The organism is Myroides odoratimimus (assembly GCF_004337635.1).
Taxonomy (GTDB): domain Bacteria; phylum Bacteroidota; class Bacteroidia; order Flavobacteriales; family Flavobacteriaceae; genus Flavobacterium; species Flavobacterium odoratimimum.
Map to the genome: position 1 here is coordinate 2,442,089 of NZ_CP037427.1, position 19,720 is coordinate 2,461,808.

Here is a 19,720-nt window from a genome sequence, read left to right on the forward strand (position 1 = left end):
AATAGAAAAGAACTACACAACTATAACAAGAATATGAATAACACAATCACAAAAACGGGTTTTGAGTTTCCAAATCAAAAGTCAGTTTACCGCGGAAAAGTAAGAGAAGTTTATAATATAGCAGACGACTTATTAGTTATGGTTGCTACAGATAGATTATCGGCTTTTGACGTTATTATGCCTAAGGGAATTCCCTTTAAAGGACAAATCCTAAATCAGATAGCAACCAAGTTTATGGAGATGACAAGTGACATCGTTCCTAACTGGTTAGTAGCTACACCTGATCCTAATGTAGCGGTGGGGCATGTATGTGAGCCGTTTAAGGTGGAGATGGTGATCAGAGGTTATCTAGCTGGGCATGCTGCTCGTGAGTATGCAGAAGGAAAGAGAGTGTTATGCGGAGTGACCTTGCCTGAAGGGGTAAAAGAGAATGATCAATTGCCATCACCTATTATCACTCCATCTACTAAAGAAGATTTAGGAGCTCATGATGTAGATATCTCGAGAGAAGATATCTTGGCAAGAGGGATTGTCTCTGAAGAAGATTATTTGGTATTAGAGCAATACACACACGCACTGTATCAGAGAGGAAGTGAGATAGCAGCAGAGCGCGGTTTGATCTTAGTGGATACTAAATATGAATTTGGGAAGACTAAAGACGGAAAGATTGTGTTAATCGATGAGATACATACGCCAGATTCTTCTAGATACTTCTATGCAGAGGGCTATGAAGAAAGACAAGCAAAAGGGGAGGCTCAAAAGCAATTGTCTAAAGAGTTCGTCAGACAATGGTTAATCAGCAATGGCTTTCAAGGAAAAGAAGGACAGGCAATACCAGAGATGACGGATGAGTATATCAATAGTGTATCAGATAGATATATAGAGCTATATGAGAAGATTATAGGAGAACCATTTGTGAAGGCTGATATCTCTAATATTAATGAACGTATAGAGAATAATGTTTTAGCTTTTTTGGCTAAGAGATAATTAATAAATTATGGAGTTACTAAAGAGTTTACAGTGGCGTTATGCTACTAAGAAATATAATAGTTCAGTTAAGATAGCAGACGAAAAAGTAATGCAGATCATCGAGGCAGCTCGTATGGCACCTACTTCTTCTGGGTTACAACCTTTCGAGATGATCTTAATCAAGAATCAAGAGTTAAAAGAGAAGCTATTACCTGTGATTATGAATCAAAGTCAGGTGGTGGATAGTTCACATGTTTTGGTTTTTGCTGCTTGGGATGCTTATACAGAAGAGCGCATTGATGCTGTATTCGATAATGTAGAGAAGACGAGAGAGTTAGCTCCTGGTGCTATGAATGATTATAAAGGATTTATCAAAGGTAACTTTGCAGCAATGTCACAAGAGAAGCAAGCAGAGCATGCAGCTCGTCAGGCTTATATTGCTTTTGGTATGGCTATTGCAGCTGCGGCTGAGTTAAGAGTAGATGCTTCACCTATGGAGGGCTTCTATAATGATCAGTTAGATGAGGCATTAGGTTTAGATAAGAAAGGACTGAGAAGTGTAACTATTTTAGCGATAGGAGAAAGAGATCATGAAAATGATTGGTTATTACCTATGAAGAAAGTACGTTTTGCACTAGAAGATATTTTAACAATTATCGAATAATAGATATCCCCTCTTGGTAGGGGATATTTTTTTATATGTGATTGCGAAATTCATAATATCGTTTTGTTAAAAATACTTTAATTTTTACTTAGTGTAATTTTTTTACTGTTTTTTTGATTGATTATCAAAAGATGTATGTATTAATTCAATATAATGAAGAAGTATGTGCTAGCTTTTTTAGTGATATTATTTTATATTCGTAACAAGTAAATTAGTGTATTTTACAATGAGTCAAAAAGAAACAAAAACGGCTCTTTCTTACGATGATTTTAAGAAAGAAGTAATTCAAGATTATAAGATTGCGAAACTAAGTAGAGAATGTAGTTTACTTGGTAGACGTGAAGTGCTTACAGGAAAAGCGAAGTTTGGAATTTTTGGAGATGGAAAAGAGGTGCCACAGCTTGCTATGGCGAAGGCTTTTCAGAATGGAGACTTTAGATCTGGATATTACCGCGATCAGACTTTTATGATGGCGATAGGACAATTGACAGTAGAACAATTTTTTGCAGGACTTTTTGGACATGCTGATTTAGAGAATGATCCGATGTCTGGAGGTCGTCAGATGGGAGGGCACTTCGCTACTCACAGCTTAGACGAGAACGGAAATTGGAAAAAATTAGTTGATCAAAAAAACTCAAGTGCAGATATATCACCTACAGCTGGGCAAATGCCTAGATTATTAGGATTAGCTCAAGCTTCTAAATTTTATAGAGAGTTTGCAGATGCTGATAAAGAAGGAAACTTCTCTGTAAATGGTAATGAGGTAGCATGGGGTACGATAGGTAATGCCTCTACTTCAGAAGGATTATTCTTCGAGACTATCAATGCTGCTGGGGTATTACAAGTACCTATGGTAATGAATGTGTGGGATGACCAATACGGTATCTCTGTACACGCAAAATACCAAACTACAAAAGAGAATATCTCTGAGATATTAAAAGGATTCCAAAGAGATGAGCATGGTAATGGATATGAAATCCTACGTGTAAAAGGATGGGATTATGTAGCTTTAGTAGATACTTATAACCAAGCTTCTAAAATAGCTAGAGAAGAGCACGTACCTGTATTAGTACACGTACAAGAGTTAACTCAACCTCAAGGACACTCTACATCGGGTTCTCATGAGAGATATAAGAGTCCAGAGCGTTTAGCTTGGGAAGTAGAGCACGATTGTATCGTTCAGATGAGAAACTGGATGATTACTTCTGATATTGCTACTGCGGAAGAGTTAGATGAGCTAGATAAACAACTTAAAAAAGAAGTACTAGAAGGCAAAAAAGCAGCTTGGAAAGCTTATGTAGATCCAATCATCGCTGAGCGTAATGAATTAGTAGCTTTATTAGGTACTGTAGCTGCATCTAGTGCAAATAGAGTATTTATAGAGAAAATGGCTAATGATTTAGCTGGTATTAAAGAGCCAATCAGAAGAGATGTAATCACTACAGCTCGCAAGGTACTGAGAATGGTGATTAAAGAATCAGGTAAAGGTGCATTAGTGCAGTATATCGATGATTTCTTCGCTAAGAACCAACCTAGATATAGCTCTCACCTAATGACGGGTACAGCTACAGCTATTGAAGAGGTATTGCCTACTTATGATGCAGATGCTACAGAAGTAGATGCTCGTGTAGTACTAAGAGATAACTTCGATACTATCTTAGAAAATCATAAGAATGTAATGATCTTCGGAGAAGATTCTGGTAATATCGGTGACGTAAACCAAGGATTAGAAGGACTTCAAGAGAAACATGGATTAAATAGAGTAACGGATACTGGTATTAGAGAGGCTACTATCTTAGGTCAAGGTATCGGTATGGCAATGCGTGGGCTAAGACCTATCGCTGAGATTCAGTACTTAGATTACTTATTATATGCTATCCAAATCATGAGTGATGATTTAGCTACTCTTCAATATAGAACAGTAGGTCGTCAAAAAGCTCCATTGATTGTTAGAACACGTGGTCATAGATTAGAAGGTATCTGGCATTCAGGATCTCCTATGGGGATGATTATTAATGCTATCAGAGGAATGCATGTATTAGTTCCAAGAAATATGACAAAAGCAGCAGGATTCTACAATACTTTATTAGAGAGTGATGAGCCTGCTTTATTAATCGAGTGTCTTAATGGATACCGTCTAAAAGAGAAAATGCCTAATAACTTAGGGCAGTTTAAAACTCCTATCGGTGTAGTAGAGACAATCAAAGAAGGGAAAGATATGACTATCGTATCTTATGGTTCTACACTAAGAATCATAGAGCAAGCTGCAAAAGAGTTGTTAGAAGTAGGGATAGATGTTGAGATTATAGATGCTCAGTCTTTATTGCCATTTGACTTGAACCACGATATCGTGAAGAGTCTTGCTAAAACAAATCGCCTGTTAGTTATCGATGAAGATGTGCCAGGTGGTGCTTCTGCTTATATCCTTCAAAAAGTGTTAGAAGAACAAAAAGGATACCGTCACTTAGATAGCGATCCTCAGACATTGACTTCTAAAGCACACAGACCTGCTTATGGTACAGACGGAGATTACTTCTCTAAGCCATCATCAGAAGATGTTTTTGAAAAAGTTTATGCAATGATGAATGAGGTAAACCCTAATTTATATCCTGCATTATATTAAAAATATGAAGTAAAAACCTCCCATATTGGGAGGTTTTTATTTTAAAAACACTTTTCATCAGATGTTTTGTGAAAAAAATGGTCATTTTGTTCGCGTTTTTATATTGATATATTATATGTAAAATGCATTTAATACTATCACAGTTAGAGGGGTTTCGGTTCAAATAGTTCCCTATTTATTATGAAAGCATACAAAATATCATTATTTTTGCAATTGTTTTTTTAAACATAGTTATATTATGGTAAACGATTTATTTGACAGAATACAGAAAAATAAAGGGCCTTTAGGAAAATGGGCATCTCAAGCAGAAGGATATTATGTGTTTCCTAAGCTAGAGGGACCTTTGTCAAATCGTATGATGTTTCATGGAAAAGAAGTTATTAACTGGAGTATCAATGATTATTTAGGTTTATCTAATCACCCAGAAGTTAGAAAAGTAGATGCTGAAGCAGCTGCTGAATATGGAGCAGCTTATCCAATGGGTGCTCGTATGATGTCTGGACATACTACAATGCACGAGCAATTACAAAATGAATTAGCAGCATTCGTACAAAAAGAAGCAGCTTATTTATTAAACTTTGGTTACCAAGGGATGGTTTCTATCATCGACGCTTTAGTAACGAAGAATGATGTAATCGTATACGATGTAGATTCTCACGCTTGTATTATTGATGGTGTTCGTTTACATATGGGTAAACGTTTTACTTATAAACACAATGATATCGAAAGTATCGAAAAGAACTTAGAGAGAGCAACTAAAATGGCTGAAACTACAGGTGGAGGTATCTTAGTGATCACTGAGGGGGTATTCGGTATGAGAGGTCAACAAGGTAAATTAAAAGAAATAGTAGCTCTTAAAGAGAAATACAACTTCCGTTTATTAGTTGATGATGCTCATGGATTCGGTACTCTAGGTGCTACAGGAGCAGGAGCAGGTGAGGAGCAAGGATGTCAAGATGGTATCGATGTGTACTTCTCTACTTTTGCTAAGTCTATGGCTTCTATCGGAGCTTTCGTAGCAGCAGATAAAGATATTATTGATTATTTAAAATATAATTTACGTTCTCAAATGTTCGCAAAATCATTACCAATGATTTTCACTAAAGGAGCATTAAAACGTTTAGAGCTTTTAAGAACTAATCCTGAGTTAAAAGCGAAGTTATGGGAGAATGTAAACTTACTTCAGAATGGATTAAAAGACAGAGGATTCAACATCGGTGATACAAATACTTGTGTTACTCCTGTGTACTTAGAAGGAAGTATTCCTGAGGCAATGGTTATGGTAAATGACTTGAGAGAGAACTATAATATTTTCTTATCAATCGTTGTTTATCCAGTTATTCCTAAAGGAATTATCTTATTGAGAATGATTCCTACAGCAACTCATACTAAAGAGGATATCGATGAGACATTAAAAGCTTATGAAGCTATCCGCGAGAAGTTAGAGAATGGTACTTACAAACAAATTGCAGAAGCAACTACTGTAGATGTATCTAACGCATAATATGTAGATAGAATATATAAAAAAAGGAACCTAAATTTTAGGTTCCTTTTTTTGTGTCTATTATTTTGAACTTTTTGTCAATCGGTAGGCTATGTATATTAATGGAATAGTTCCGGTCATAACTAATACAGTAGTAAATAGAGCATCTTCTGTAAATAGAGAAACTATGGAGCTGGCGATAAAACACATCCCTAACTGAATAGTGTTTTGCAGAGCAGCAGCTTTACCTGAGTTATTAGGATATAGCTTTAAAGCTTCTGAGACTACAATAGGGTATGATGCTCCATTGACAAAAGCCATTAAACAAAATGGGATTAATAAGGTCGTCAAGGTAGGAGTGGTAAATACTGCTAATGCAGTAAGTGAACTAATAGCAATAACAAATAATGCAATAAAGAAAGGCATTAATACATCTCCATTTACTCTAGAAGATAGTGTTCTGTATCCAAAACCACCTACTAAGAAGGCAATAGTCTGAGGTACGAAACTAAAGCCTATTTCGCTTTCATTGTATCCCATCTCTTTTAAGAAGAAAGGTGACCCTGTCAACCATGCAAAGAAAGCAGCAGAGCACAATGCATAGATAAGTACATTACCTACGTATTTTTTTGACTTAAGTATTTCGAAATAAGAAATACTCTTTGCTTCAACTTGTACTGTTTCTTCTACTTTCTTTTCTTCTTTTATAGTGAAAGTGTATAAAATCAGAAGAACAGATATGATCGCTAATGTGATAAAGATAGATCTCCATCCGAAATGATCTAATAAGTATACTCCTAATAAAGGCGCTAGAGCGGGTGATAGGGCTACTAAAGGCATAATAGATGCAAATACCTTATTCGTCTCGCTAGAAGGATATTTTTCTATAACTAAGGCTTGCCAGCTAACAGCAGCAGCACATACTCCGATAGCTTGTATTAGTCTTAATACGATAAAGGCGATTACGCTATCTGTAAAGAAAATTGCTAAAGAGGAAATAGTGAATATACTAAGACCTATTATAATGGTTTTTGGTTTACCGACTTTGTCAGATATTGGTCCCCACATTAGTTGTGCGATAGCGTATCCAGCAAGGAATAAACTTAAGGTAGCGCTAATATTACTTTTAGTGGTGTCAAGATCAATACGCATCTTGTCAAATGCTGGTAAGTACATATCTGTTGCTAAAAACCCTATGATACTTAACCCTACTAGATATACTAAAAAGAAAAAACTATTCTTATGTTGTTGTGGCATATATTAAAAATTTTAGAATCGGCAAAAGTACACTAATTATATACGCGACAAGGGGGTTATTTGTCTAAGAAGGATAAATTAACAGAGACTATGAAGGGATTGATAGGGTAGTTGTTTGATAATGAGGTTTATTGAAGTAGGGAGGAAATAAAAAAAGGATTACCTCTTGTAGAGATAATCCTTATAATATCCAGTTTCTAGCATCGTTTGCGATATCTTGTATGTCTTGTAAGAACATGGAAGTGTGATATCCGTCTGCTATAGCATGATTGACGTAAATAGATAATGGTATTAAAACCTTATCATGCTCTTGATAATACTTGCCAAAACGAATAATTGGCTTTAAAAAATCAGAGTCATGAGAAGTATCTTGACTAATGCTCTCAAAGCTAATCCAGGGGACGCAAGAGATGGGAACAAAATTAGCAGGTAGACCTTCTTTTATCTTTATTCCTTTAACATCCTTGTACTTCTCGATATCAGAGATGATATTGTGGTGAAAAGCTTTAAAGTCATCAGCGTGTTCACTCCATAAATCAGAAAATGTTTTGTCATCTTCGTGAAAGAGGGTGTATTGTGGGGCTAAAAAATTCCATGTGCCTAGTTGACCTTCATGTATACAAGTGCGAAGCTCCTCACTGTTGTTAAGTGCTTTCATGATGATATATAAGAAGGTAGGAAAGAACTTGTATCCTTTACTTTTGTATAGACTGAATACTTCTGTAATTTCTATTTTAATACTTACCGTATATTTTGTCTTTAGAATATTTCGGTAATATTCATAGTAAGGAGTCCTGTTCCACGATTCTAAGTCGATAGGGGTGAATTTAGCTTCCTTTGTCATTGTTTGTTATTTTGTGTAGAAAGGAGTGGCGTGATTATAGAAATAATCGCTAAAGTTTCCATTCTTTTCTAATTTAATGATATCTATATATTCCTCTTTCGTTAAATGAGGTTTACAGAAGTTAGAGATTAAATCTGCTACTTCTTTAAAATCAGTTAATTCTTTAGCGCACTCTATCGCGAATACATAATGAGCATTTTTGTCTAGGATTTCATTAAAAGTCCAACCGATATAAGCTGCATTAATAAGTTCATGCTCAGAAAAGGCAGTTTTTAACTCTTCTAATAAAACAGTAGGTTCAGTCTCTGGTGCTCCTATTTTTACATTCATCTGAGCTTTTAATACAGGGCTACTTAAGGTGTTGAATATACTACCGTTTAGCATTTCTGCTATTTCTTCTACGACTAATTCTTTGTATACTTTAGAAAAAGGATTGACAATGATAGTAGCTCCTAGTGTCATTTCTAAGAAGTCATTTCCTCTTACTTTCATATAATCCATTTCTTGATGTATAGCACTACTATCGTATATTCTATCTGGATGTGTAAAAACAGGAATACAGTTGTTTTCAAAAGCAATAATAGGAGGTGTAGGATCCATGCTACCATCAGTCTTACCTTCTAAAGCTCCTTTTTCAACGAGCACATAAATATCATCTTTTAAGAAACGATTGTAAAATACAATTCTATATTCTGGATTAGTACCTGCTTGCTCAATGATTTGTGCAAGAGTTAAGTTTGTATTTAGTTTTGCAACAGTATTTTTGTTGCGATTGTAATTGGACATTATCTAAATGTATTTTTATTCAAAGATAGAGGATTTAATCATATTCCTTTGATTTGTTTGTATAAAATTGGTAGATAATTCATAAAAAAATAAGGCAGCGAATGGCTGCCTTACTATATTATTTAAAGTACGAAAAAGTTTCGTTGTTCTCTATTTTAAGTAGCGTTTCGTAGATTAATTTGATTGTGTTTTCAACATCATCTCTGTGAACCATCTCTACTGTAGTATGCATATATCTTAGAGGAAGAGAGATAAGTGCTGAAGCAACACCTCCATTGCTATAAGCAAAGGCATCTGTATCTGTACCTGTCACTCTACTCATGGCATTGCGTTGGAAAGGAATATTGTTGTGCTCAGCTGTTTCTTCGATTAACTCTCTTAAGTTATTTTGGATAGCAGGAGCATATCCTACTACAGGACCTCTACCAATCTTATTATCACCTTCGATATTCTTGTCTACCATCGGTGTATTAGAATCATGACAAACATCTGTTACGATAGCTACATTAGGTTTAATCGTTTGTGTGATCATTTCAGCACCTCTTAATCCTACTTCTTCTTGAACTGCGTTTACGATATAAAGTCCAAAAGGTAGTGCCTTGTTATTCTCCTTTAATAAACGAGCTACTTGTGCAATCATAAAACCACCCATTCTGTTGTCAATAGCACGACATACAAAACGATTGTTGTTTAAGATAGTGAAAGTATCAGGATATGTAATCACACAACCTACATGTACTCCTAATGCTTCTACTTCAGCCTTAGAGTCACATCCTAGGTCAATAAAGTTTGTTTCTATTTTTGGAGATTCTTCTTTTCCAGCTCTATTTCTGATGTGTATAGCAGGCCATCCGAATACACCTTCTACAATTCCTTTTTTAGTATGGATATGTACTCGTTTAGAAGGGGCGATCATGTGATCACTACCACCATTTCTAACTACGTGAATAAAACCTTCTTCAGTGATATACTTAACGTACCAAGAGATTTCGTCAGCGTGTCCTTCTATCACTACTTTATATGGAGCATCAGGATTGATTATTCCTACAGCTGTACCATAAGTGTCTGTTATAAAAGTGTCTACATAAGGTTTTAGATATTCCATCCAAGTCTTTTGGTTATTTGACTCATGTCCAGTAGGAGATGGGTTATTTAAATATGTTTCTAAAAAAGCTAGTGAACTGTCATCTAGAATTGTCTTTGTACTCATGATTTTATTTTTTTGCTAATTTACCTAATACTATTATTATTACTCAACAAAAAGAGATAATTTTGGAGTATAATTAAGGTTATGAAAAAGCTTTTAGTAATTAGTTTTGTGTTTTTTGTGCAATACCTTATTGCACAAGATAAGAAGCTAGTTGAAGTACCAGAGATACCGCATGAACTCATAATAGAAGGAGATACTATACAGGAATATACTATTCCTGAGATTTATATTGGGGTAGATATTAAAGACGAGAAGTATCGACGTGATATGATTATTCTGCGCAATAGATTGCGTAGAGTGTATCCTTATGCAAAGGCTACAGCAGAGAATCTAGTGATTCTGAATGCAAACCTAGATAAGATGACTAGTAATAGTGATAAGCGTAAGTATATAAAACGCTCTCAGAAATATCTAGAAGAACAGTTTACAGCGAGATTAAAGAAACTGTCTCGTAATGATGGGAAAGTGCTGATTAAGCTTATTGATCGTCAGACAGGACAGACTGTATATAAATTAATTAAGGAGTTTAAAAGTGGGTGGAAGGCTTTTTGGTCTAATACTGCTGCTCGAACTTTTAGTTTAGACTTGAAATCGGAGTATCATCCTGAACTTTATTTGGATGACTTTTATATAGAAGTACAGTTACAGTATTTGTTTTATACTTTTGAGTTAGAAAGCAGAGAGCCTCATAAGCCTATTCACTTAAATGAACTTAGAAAACAGTGGTCAAACAAGATAGGTAAAGATGAGTTTTTCCCTGCTGAGTTAAGAGAATAATTTCTGTATTCTAAAAAATAAACTACCTTTGCGATAATAAGAGACCTATGGAACAATTTATCGTATCTGCCCGAAAATATAGACCCCAAACATTTAGAGATGTAGTAGGCCAACAAGCTATTACAAGTACTCTAGTTAATGCTATTGAGAGTAATCACTTAGCACAGGCTTTGTTATTTACAGGACCTAGAGGAGTAGGTAAGACGACATGTGCTCGTATTTTAGCTAGAAAGATAAACCAAGAGGGATATGATGATCCAAATGAGGACTTTGCATTTAATGTATTTGAATTAGATGCTGCGTCTAATAACTCAGTGGATGATATCAGAAGTCTTATTGATCAAGTGCGTATACCACCACAGACTGGAAAGTATAAGGTGTATATTATAGATGAGGTGCACATGCTATCTTCTGCAGCGTTTAATGCTTTCTTAAAAACATTAGAAGAACCGCCTCGTCATGCTATTTTTATATTAGCAACTACCGAGAAGCATAAGATCATACCAACTATCTTATCTAGATGTCAGATATTTGATTTTAAACGAATCACTATTGCTGATGCGGCTAATCACTTAGCTGATGTTGCTAGAAGTCAAGGAATCAACTTTGAGGATGATGCCTTGCGTATTATAGCGCAGAAAGCTGATGGTGCTATGCGTGATGCATTATCTATATTTGATAGAGTTGTTTCTTATTGTGGTAGAAACTTAACAAGACAAGCTGTTGCTGAAAATCTTAATGTATTAGACTTTGAATATTATATTCGTATCACTGATTTTGTTTTACAGAATAATATTCCTGCATTATTACTAGCGTATAATGATATCTTATCTAAAGGATTTGATGGACATCATTTTGTTTCTGGACTGGCTTCTCATTTTAGAGATTTGATGGTTTGTAAAACACCTGAGACAATCAATCTATTAGAGATTGGAGATCATGGCAAACAATTGTTTTACAATCAGTCACAACAAACTTCAATGCCTTTCTTGTTACAAGCTATAGAGATAGCGAATGATTGTGATCTGAAGTATAAATCAAGTCAAAACCAGAGATTACTAGTAGAATTGTGTCTAATGCAGTTAGCGTCTTTATCTTTTGAAGGCGAAAAAAAAAAGATAAACAATTTATAATACCAGCTTTAGCGCTTAAAGAATTACTTCATAATAGACAATTTACAAGTAATTTAGATGAGTTAAATGCTTTGGCAAGTGTAAGTAAAAACACATCTGTACAAGAGGTAAATAGTATTCACCAATCAGCTCAAAACATACAAGTGCCTAATAATGTACCTGTAGTAGAGCAAGGTGGTTATGCTCAAAGTGTAAATAATCAATATGATAATACAGTTGCTCCTCAAGGAGCTCAAACTGTTGAGTCAAATCATCTAGTACAACCTCAGGCAAGTGAGTCATTAAATAATCAGTCACTCAATATAGAAAGTAATACTAATCCTATAGCAGAACAACCTAAAAGAGCTTCTGCCTTATCGTTGACTAGTATTCGAAACAGAAAAGAGTTGGCTTCGTCTCTAGAAAAAGTTGTAATTAACCCTGATGACTTACCTAAACAGGCTTTTACCTATGATCAGTTAATGGGAGAATGGAACTATTATATAGATCGTTTGACTAGAGCAGGATTAATGCTAATGGCTTCTTTAATGCGAATGGCTCAACCTACTTTGTATGAAGCTCGTATTGAATTAGAATTGCCAAATGAGGGTTCTAAATTGAGTTTTGAAGAGAATAAGTATGACTTGGTTAATTACCTTCGCAAAAAATTACAGAACTTTGCAATTGAATTAAATATTACTGTTAACGAAGAGATTAAGCTAGTTAAGAGAGTATTAGACTCAAAAGATAAGTACCAACATTTTATAGAAATTAATCCTGAAGTAGAGGTATTGAAGGACATTTTTGACTTAGAATTAAAGTAAAAGTGAACTTAAGTTCACAATATAAAAGATATACAAGAATATGATTAAAATAGGAGATGATAATAAATTAAAGGTTGCTCGTTTAGCGGGTATTGGACTTTATTTAACAGATGGTGAAACAGATATTCTTTTACCTAGTAAATACGAACCTGAGAATATTAGAGTTGGAGATGAGATGATTGTCTTTGTTTACTTAGATCAAGAAGAAAGACCAGTAGCAACTACTTTAGAGCCTAAAATATATGTAAATGAGTTTGCGTTATTAAAAGTAAGCTACATTAATGAATATGGAGCCTTTATGGATATGGGGTTAGAAAAGGACTTATTCGTTCCGTTTAGAGAACAAGCGCGTCCTATGAAAGAAGGGAATAGATATCTGATCTATATGTATCTTGATGATCAAAGTAAACGATTGGTAGGTTCTAGTAAATTAAAGCAGTTTGTCGATAATAAGGATATTACTGTAGAAGAAGGAGAAGAAGTAGAACTAGTTGTATCTCATATTACAGATTTAGGTATTAATGTAATTATCAATGAAAAACACGCTGGTCTTATGTATAAGAATGAAGTGTTTGAAGAGTTACACACAGGAGATCGTATCATAGGGTATATTAAATCTATTCGTCCTGATGGAAAAATAGACGTTAGTAGAAACAAATTAGGTTTTGATGGAGTAGTAGACAGTGCTACAATTATTATCAGAGAATTAGAGCACAACAGAGGATTCTTAGGGCTAAATGACAATAGTCATCCAGAAGACATCAAGACTGTTCTAAACATGAGTAAAAAGACCTTTAAAAAGGCAATAGGAACTCTTTATAAAGAGAAGAAGATAGAGATAAAAGAAGATGGTATTTATCTAGTGAGATAGTATCTGAGTGAGATAGTACAAGAGGGAGTCATGGGTAAAGTGGCTCCTTTTTTTGTACCTGTATATTGTGGCTAGTGGTTTCTTTACTCAATAAATTACTTGCTTTACTTTTTTTTAGATTATGAAGATTGGTAAATTAATATGTTTGTAATGTTCTTTTAGATGAGCGAATTGTTTTTTAATTAGGAGCGAACATTGTATAGAAGTATCATTACTATCAACCATACTTAGTATAGAGCATGTGTATTCTGAGTTGTATAACTTGTGATGCAATAGAATAACTATTTCTAGTATAGTGTTGGCTAGCTAAGAATTTAGAGTGTCCCCATAGCGTCTATATTTAAAATAGACGCTATTTTTATTAATAAAGGTGTAATCAAATAACCTTATCGTTGCCTGATTTAAGCTATTTATAAATGTGTTAATACATAGTTGAAGTAGCTGGTTATGAATAAATATTTCAACTATTCTCAAATTGAGATTACGCGGCTTAACTAAGAAAAAAGACACTTTCACCCAATTTTTTAATACCTTCTATTATATAGGATTACTTTTGTATCCCAATTAGATAGTTTTTTTTATTAGAGAAAAAAGCTAATTTAGTTATTTATAAAAAACACAACTATCACTTAATTTTAATTGGGGTTAAAATGAAGAAATTACGCTATTATTTTTTGGTATTAAATTACCTGAATCAAAATCATTATCCTTCGCGGGAAAAGCTTTTAGAGTACTTAGCAAGTTATGATATTGATATTAGTGAACGTACACTGTATCGCGCACTTAGTGACTTGTCTACAGAGTTTGGGGTAGAGGTATCACTAGATAATGCTAAAAAAGGGTATTATATTGCTCCTAAATATTTAGCAAGAGCAAATCAAGTTTTATTACATTTAAAAGATCTGGTAACTACAGATATACTTAATTCAAGTAATGGGTCTAGGGCGTCAGCTTCTACTTATATCGATCCAGTATCTAAGAAAGGAGTATTGCCAATAGATACGATTAGAATGATCTATACAGCAATGACGAAGAATCAAAAAATATCTTTTACTTATACTAATCAGTCAGAAGGAGAGCCACATCGTGTGAAAATAGCACCTATACTGTTTAAAGAATTTGAAGATGCGTGGTATGTTGTAGCGTTAGAAGAGAATGAGTACCATACTTACTTTTTAGATACGATAACAGATGTGATGATTGAGAACGAACGTTTTAAAGGATGCTCAGAGTCAGCTAGAACTAAGTTTAGTGAAATTATAGGCTTAAACTTTACCGATCAAGATGTTCACGAAGTAGTCCTTTCATTTGATAAGAGTCAAAGAGCTGTTTTAAATTCTTGCCCACTTCACTCATCTCAGGTAATTACAGAGAGTGTATGTGGAGAACGTATTTTAGCTACTTTATTAGTAAAACCAAATTATGAGTTGAAGCAACAAATCATGAAGTTTGGTAAATATGTGAAAGTCGTTTCACCAGAAAGACTAAAGGAAGAAGTTATTGAAGAATTGCGTTTTGCTTTAGAGCAACACCAAGACGAATATATAAAAATACATTAGTTTGGGGGAATTAATGTAGAAGTTGTAACTGTATATGATAAGTTATTATTAAGTCAAAATATACAGATATAACGGTTAGTTTGTTTCGAAAACAATAGCAGGTGGGGGCCTGCTATTGTTGATTTATACTTTAGAGTATGAATCGAGGTTTATTGTAAATGAAAAAGGCTATTCTGTTTAGGAATAGCCTTTTTTAGTATTAGTATTTTAACGCTGGATTAGCTTGTACTTCTTTTTGTGGAATAGGTAGTTGATAGTATTCATCAAAAGCATTAATTATCGTGTTATCAGTATCTACTGCTAGATCACGTGAATCTCTTTCTAATGGCAAGCCTAATCTTTTTAAATCAAAATAGCGATGTCCTTCGAAGGATAATTCTAAGAAACGCTCTTGTAATACATCCTGTAGCGTCACAGTAGTAAAGTGAGTATTATCTTTAATTCTATTGTCTCTAAGCGTATTAATATCATTAGTAGCACTGGTATTATTACCTAGTTTTAGATATGCTTCTGCGCGTATAAGATACATTTCACTGATGCGAAATACTTTGTAATCATTAATACGATCGTTGAATGCGCTACCATCATATTTACTGATGACTGCATCATCTTCTATACCGAAGAAGTGTTCATACCTTTGGTCATTTTCTGAGTCAAATTGATCTCTTAGCTTCTGTGAAGCATAGTACAGTGTTTTACCATTGCTGAAGTCATACCAGAATATGTTAGGTCTAATGTTGTCATCATTGTTGCGCTTCAGTTTAAAAATAACCTCAGCATTAGAAGTGTCCTCCCATATTCCTTCAAACTCTTTTGCCGTTGCTAGTGGATATTTATTAATTAGCAGAGTACTATATCTTTCTGCTTTTGTATAGTCATGTGAATATAATGCCACACGTGCAGTTAAAGCTAAGATAGCATCTTGACTTAAGCGAATAGTGGTATCTTTATTAATATGCTGTTCTGCTTCCACTAGATCATTCTCTAGTTGTTTATAGAAGTCTTGTATTGTTTGTTTACCTGGCTTCTCATATACATCAGAACTCGTCTTATAAGGGATTGTATAAGCTGTCATCCCTAAGTATTCAGACTGTCCAAACATACGGTGTAGTTCGAAGTGTATTAAAGCTCTTAGACCGTGTAATTCACTCTTTAGTTCCTTTAGTTTTTCTACTTCAGCCTCATTGCTAGTAGGCACTTTATGGATGTTTTCTAGTAGTGTGTTAATCTTGTACACGCTGTGGTAGTAATCTATCCATATCTGTTGTAGAAGGTCGTCATCTGAGCTAAAAGTCCATCGGTTAAGATTGACAGCATAAGAGTTTACCCCAGCATTGCCAGGAGCTAATTTACAATCATCCGCCATGATCGAACCGATTAAGGTATTGTATTCTAAGTTTAGCTCTGTATAAGCTCCTAGTACTCCAAACTCAAATTGCTTAACCGAACTGTAAATATGTTCTTCATTTACAGCATCTTTTGGGTCTATATCTAGCATACTATCACAACTCTGGAAACTAATAGCTCCTAATGCTAAGCATAGTATTGCACTTATTTTATATATGGTTGTTTTCATTGACATTGCTTTAAAAAATTACTTTTACACCTGCTGTGATGGTACGTGGTAATGGGTATTCATATTGGTACCAGTTATTGTCATCTTCAGGATCTTGTCCTTTGAAGTTTGTCCAAGTCAATAGGTTTTGCCCTTGAGCGAATATATTGATCTCTTTCACTATTTTATTCCATTTACCGAAGTCTTTAAATCTATAGTTTACACTTAAGTTTCTAAGTTTTAAGTAATCTGCTTTTTGTAGCTCTCTATCAGTCATATAACGAGCGTATTTTGCACTAGGATTATCGCTGACATCACCAGGGTTTTGCCACATATCTAACATACTTGTAGACTGGTTATAGATACGGTAAGTTTGGTCTGCGGATGTTCTGTAAAACTCTCCTGTGTTAAGTCTATACATTCCTTTAATAAAAGAGAATAAGGCGCTTACTTCTAAGTTTTTGTATTTAAAGTTAGTTGTAAACCCTCCTTTGATAGCAGGGTCAAACCCTCCTTTAACTAATACAGCATTATCAGGATCATAAGTAGTCGTGATATTACCTTCTTTGTCATAATAGAGTGGAGCACCTGTCTGCTGATCTACACCAGCCCATTTCACCATATAGAAATGTCCTATTTGCTTGCCGACTTGATGGATAGAGTAGTCTTCTGTGATGATTTCATCCTCATCTCCTAGGCTCAAGATTTTATTCTTGTTATAAGCAAAGTTAACTCCTAAGTTAAAGGTGAAGTCTCCACTTCTTACCACATCTCCAGACAGTTTTAATTCAATACCACGGTTTCGAATTTTACCCATATTATCTGCTATGGATTCAAACCCCGATGTACTAGAAAGAGATCTATCTAAGAATAAATCACTCGTAATACGGTTATAGAAGTCTATTTCTCCAATTAATCTGTTTTCAAATAAACCGAACTCTAACCCTAAGTCTAGAATCTTATTCATTTCCCAGTTGTACTGATTGTTCCCTGGCGTTATAGGGTTAAGGGCAGTACCTCCGTTGTATTGACCAGGGCCATAAAGACGGCGGTACCCGAAGTCACTAGCGAAGCCATTAGCATTACCTGTTAATCCATAACTAGCTCTTAAACGTGCCATAGAGATAACATCTATATTCTGCATAAAGTCTTCTGTTTTCATATTCCAACTACCTCCCACAGCATAGAAGTACTTATATCTGTTATTACGAGGTACACGGGATGAACCATCTCTTCTTAAGCTCGTAGACAACGTAAATCTGTTCTCATATGAGTATCTCACTAAAGCAACTTGAGAAAGTAATAAGTTCTCAGAAGCTCTACCCTCTATCTTAGGAATGAAGTCATTCTCAGGTGTACCTGGTGTGATACCACCTGCGGTATGGTCTAGCCCATCTATTAACCCATATCCTGTAAAGCCGTGATAGTTATACTTCTGTCTATTCATCTCCATTAAGGCTATCGCTTCTATCTCGTGTGCATCCCATCTGTATTTATAGTTAGCCCCGAAGTTAGCCATTAGCCCGATGTTAGTCTGATCACCTTGACTATACATTCCTTTACCACCTTCTTCTACTAGGTCTCCGAAGTACGTATCAGGTTTGATGATATGTGTATTACTTAGCTTAGTATAATCAACCCCTATTGTACTAGTAAGTTTAAAGTCATCTGTAATATCAAAAGCAAAGTTACCTGCTAATACACCTTTCTGCTGTTTTTCTCTTCGGCTAACATCGTTATACATTGCTAAAGCATTTGTACCAAATCTATTCGTACCAGGAGTAAGTTTTCCATCTTCATCATACGGATTCTCATAAGGTAACGCGAAGTACATAGAAGCTACAGGATTTGTCTCGCTTACATCAAAGTCAGACTCTGAAGTTTGACTATTAATATTCGCTAAGTTGAAGAAGAAGTTAGTACTCAATCTACCAGACTTATGGTGAATATTACTATTCACATTGAACTTTTCTATACCTGAGTTGTATAATACACCATCTTGTTTGAAGTAGTTTAATGAAGTATAGTGTTGAGTCTTATCATCGCCCCCTTGGAAGCTTAAGTTATGAGATTGATTAATCCCTCTTCTCATTAACTTCTTTTTCCAATCAATATTAGTCTGTCTAATCTCAGCTAATCGTCTATCTCCTTCTATATAATCAACATCTGCCTTAGCTACCTGTACACCATTTACTGTCTTATAAGGGTTGTTTCTAGAATATGCCCATCCAGGTAAGTCTTGGTCTTGAAGCATTTCTTCGAACTGAAGACGTTGGTTCGTATTCATCATATCCCATTTGCTGTTATTGGCTTCAGAATACCCGTATTGAGTTTGATAAGTTACCCTTAATCCATCAGAGTCATGTGCCCCTTTCTTAGAAGTGATTACGATCACCCCATTAGCTCCTCTAGAACCATACTGAGCAGTAGCCGCTGCATCTTTTAGAACAGTGATATCTTCAAAGTCTTCAGGATTCAGAGCAGAGAATGTAGCAGGAGAGATAGGCATTCCATTTAATACATAAAGAGGATTTGTGTTCTCATCCTGAAGAGAACCGATACCTCGGATAGTCACCCTACCAGGAGTGCCAGGTTGCCCAGAAGGAGAAGCTACATATAATCCAGGTACTTGTCCTTGTAAGGCTTGATCCATAGAACTCACTTGTGATTTATTGATCGCTTGAGCTTCTATTTTACTGACAGCTCCTGTTGTTTTAGAACGAGACTGTTTAGTATATCCTGTTACGACAATTCCTTCTAGTAAGTTATCCTCTACATCTAAGTCTATAAATGAAGGATAATCTCCCACCTTTATTGTTATTTCTTTATCTGTATATCCGATATAAGTTAGGCGTAGTTTTATCTCTTTTAAGTCTGTATTGTCTAATTCGAATTGTCCATTGTCTAAAGTAATATCTACTTTATCATTTGTAATGTCTTCGATAGTCACGCCAGGTAGCGGAATTAGCGTTTCCGCATCTCTCACCACGATAGGTGCTTTTTTATCCTGTGCATAGCTAGTCACTGTCGCTGACAGTACTAAAGCTAGGGATAACAATGATCTTTTAGTGATATGCATAAAATAAATTCTTGTCTATTTTTTTACTTTCTTTTTAACAAGGCAAACTTATTTCACGATAATTAGGACGGTCTTAAAGAGATGTGAATAGGGGATTAAAAGGAGAT

The 19,720-nt window shown here is 35.0% G+C and carries 15 protein-coding genes; 9 read left to right on the forward strand and 6 right to left on the reverse strand.

The genetic code is table 11. The annotated features are described in order from the left end of the window. Positions 1–33 precede the first annotated feature (33 nt). From E0Z07_RS11070 to E0Z07_RS11085, 4 genes are all read left to right on the forward strand, one after another. On the forward strand, positions 34–987 hold the full coding sequence (locus E0Z07_RS11070; RefSeq protein WP_006259386.1) for a phosphoribosylaminoimidazolesuccinocarboxamide synthase: 954 nt from the start codon (positions 34–36) through the stop codon (positions 985–987). Positions 988–997: 10 nt separating this feature from the next. Then, positions 998–1,633 (forward strand): nitroreductase family protein, encoded by a 636-nt coding sequence (locus E0Z07_RS11075; RefSeq protein WP_006259384.1) that lies wholly within the window; start codon positions 998–1,000, stop codon positions 1,631–1,633. Between the two features lie 226 nt (positions 1,634–1,859). Then, the gene (locus tag E0Z07_RS11080) at positions 1,860–4,256 is read left to right on the forward strand and encodes an alpha-ketoacid dehydrogenase subunit alpha/beta (protein ID WP_006263220.1); all 2,397 of its coding nucleotides are present in this window, start codon (positions 1,860–1,862) and stop codon (positions 4,254–4,256) included. Positions 4,257–4,494: 238 nt separating this feature from the next. Next, positions 4,495–5,760 carry an aminotransferase class I/II-fold pyridoxal phosphate-dependent enzyme gene (locus E0Z07_RS11085; RefSeq protein WP_006259382.1) on the forward strand — a complete coding sequence of 422 codons (1,266 nt, stop codon included), beginning with the start codon at positions 4,495–4,497 and terminating at the stop codon, positions 5,758–5,760. A 60-nt stretch (positions 5,761–5,820) separates the two neighbouring features. Here E0Z07_RS11085 and punC read toward each other — a convergent pair whose 3' ends face one another. The 4 genes from punC to E0Z07_RS11105 all read right to left on the reverse strand — a co-directional run bounded on the left by punC (position 5,821) and on the right by E0Z07_RS11105 (position 9,836). Beyond that, entirely contained in the window at positions 5,821–6,996 is a 1,176-nt protein-coding gene (gene punC / locus E0Z07_RS11090; protein ID WP_006259381.1) for a purine nucleoside transporter PunC, read from the reverse strand. Between the two features lie 181 nt (positions 6,997–7,177). Further along, complete coding sequence (locus tag E0Z07_RS11095) at positions 7,178–7,840, reverse strand: chloramphenicol acetyltransferase (RefSeq protein WP_006263221.1); 663 nt, start codon at positions 7,838–7,840, stop codon at positions 7,178–7,180. A 6-nt stretch (positions 7,841–7,846) separates the two neighbouring features. Continuing rightward, positions 7,847–8,626: an enhanced serine sensitivity protein SseB gene (locus E0Z07_RS11100; protein WP_006263222.1), complete on the reverse strand. Its 780-nt coding sequence runs from the start codon at positions 8,624–8,626 to the stop codon at positions 7,847–7,849. Between the two features lie 118 nt (positions 8,627–8,744). Then, the gene (locus E0Z07_RS11105; RefSeq protein WP_131540743.1) at positions 8,745–9,836 is read right to left on the reverse strand and encodes a M42 family metallopeptidase; all 1,092 of its coding nucleotides are present in this window, start codon (positions 9,834–9,836) and stop codon (positions 8,745–8,747) included. An 81-nt stretch (positions 9,837–9,917) separates the two neighbouring features. On the opposite strand from E0Z07_RS11105, the gene E0Z07_RS11110 reads away from it, so the two are divergent. The 5 genes from E0Z07_RS11110 to E0Z07_RS11130 all read left to right on the forward strand — a co-directional run bounded on the left by E0Z07_RS11110 (position 9,918) and on the right by E0Z07_RS11130 (position 14,979). Beyond that, complete coding sequence (locus E0Z07_RS11110; RefSeq protein WP_006259377.1) at positions 9,918–10,613, forward strand: DUF4294 domain-containing protein; 696 nt, start codon at positions 9,918–9,920, stop codon at positions 10,611–10,613. A 47-nt stretch (positions 10,614–10,660) separates the two neighbouring features. After that, a complete protein-coding gene (gene dnaX / locus E0Z07_RS11115) occupies positions 10,661–11,746 on the forward strand; it encodes a DNA polymerase III subunit gamma/tau (RefSeq protein WP_006265032.1) in 1,086 nt (361 codons plus the stop codon). A 71-nt stretch (positions 11,747–11,817) separates the two neighbouring features. Further along, positions 11,818–12,549, forward strand: coding sequence for a hypothetical protein (locus E0Z07_RS11120; RefSeq protein ID WP_006259375.1), 732 nt, complete (start codon positions 11,818–11,820; stop codon positions 12,547–12,549). Between the two features lie 40 nt (positions 12,550–12,589). After that, positions 12,590–13,420, forward strand: a complete 831-nt coding sequence (locus tag E0Z07_RS11125; RefSeq protein ID WP_006259374.1) for a CvfB family protein — start codon at positions 12,590–12,592, stop codon at positions 13,418–13,420. A 650-nt stretch (positions 13,421–14,070) separates the two neighbouring features. After that, positions 14,071–14,979, forward strand: coding sequence for a helix-turn-helix transcriptional regulator (locus tag E0Z07_RS11130; RefSeq protein ID WP_131540744.1), 909 nt, complete (start codon positions 14,071–14,073; stop codon positions 14,977–14,979). A 199-nt stretch (positions 14,980–15,178) separates the two neighbouring features. Here the strand turns inward: E0Z07_RS11130 and E0Z07_RS11135 are convergent, their stop codons facing one another. Both E0Z07_RS11135 and E0Z07_RS11140 read right to left on the reverse strand, forming a co-directional pair. Then, complete coding sequence (locus E0Z07_RS11135; protein ID WP_131540745.1) at positions 15,179–16,561, reverse strand: RagB/SusD family nutrient uptake outer membrane protein; 1,383 nt, start codon at positions 16,559–16,561, stop codon at positions 15,179–15,181. A 4-nt stretch (positions 16,562–16,565) separates the two neighbouring features. Next, complete coding sequence (locus E0Z07_RS11140; RefSeq protein WP_131540746.1) at positions 16,566–19,613, reverse strand: SusC/RagA family TonB-linked outer membrane protein; 3,048 nt, start codon at positions 19,611–19,613, stop codon at positions 16,566–16,568. Positions 19,614–19,720 lie beyond the last annotated feature (107 nt).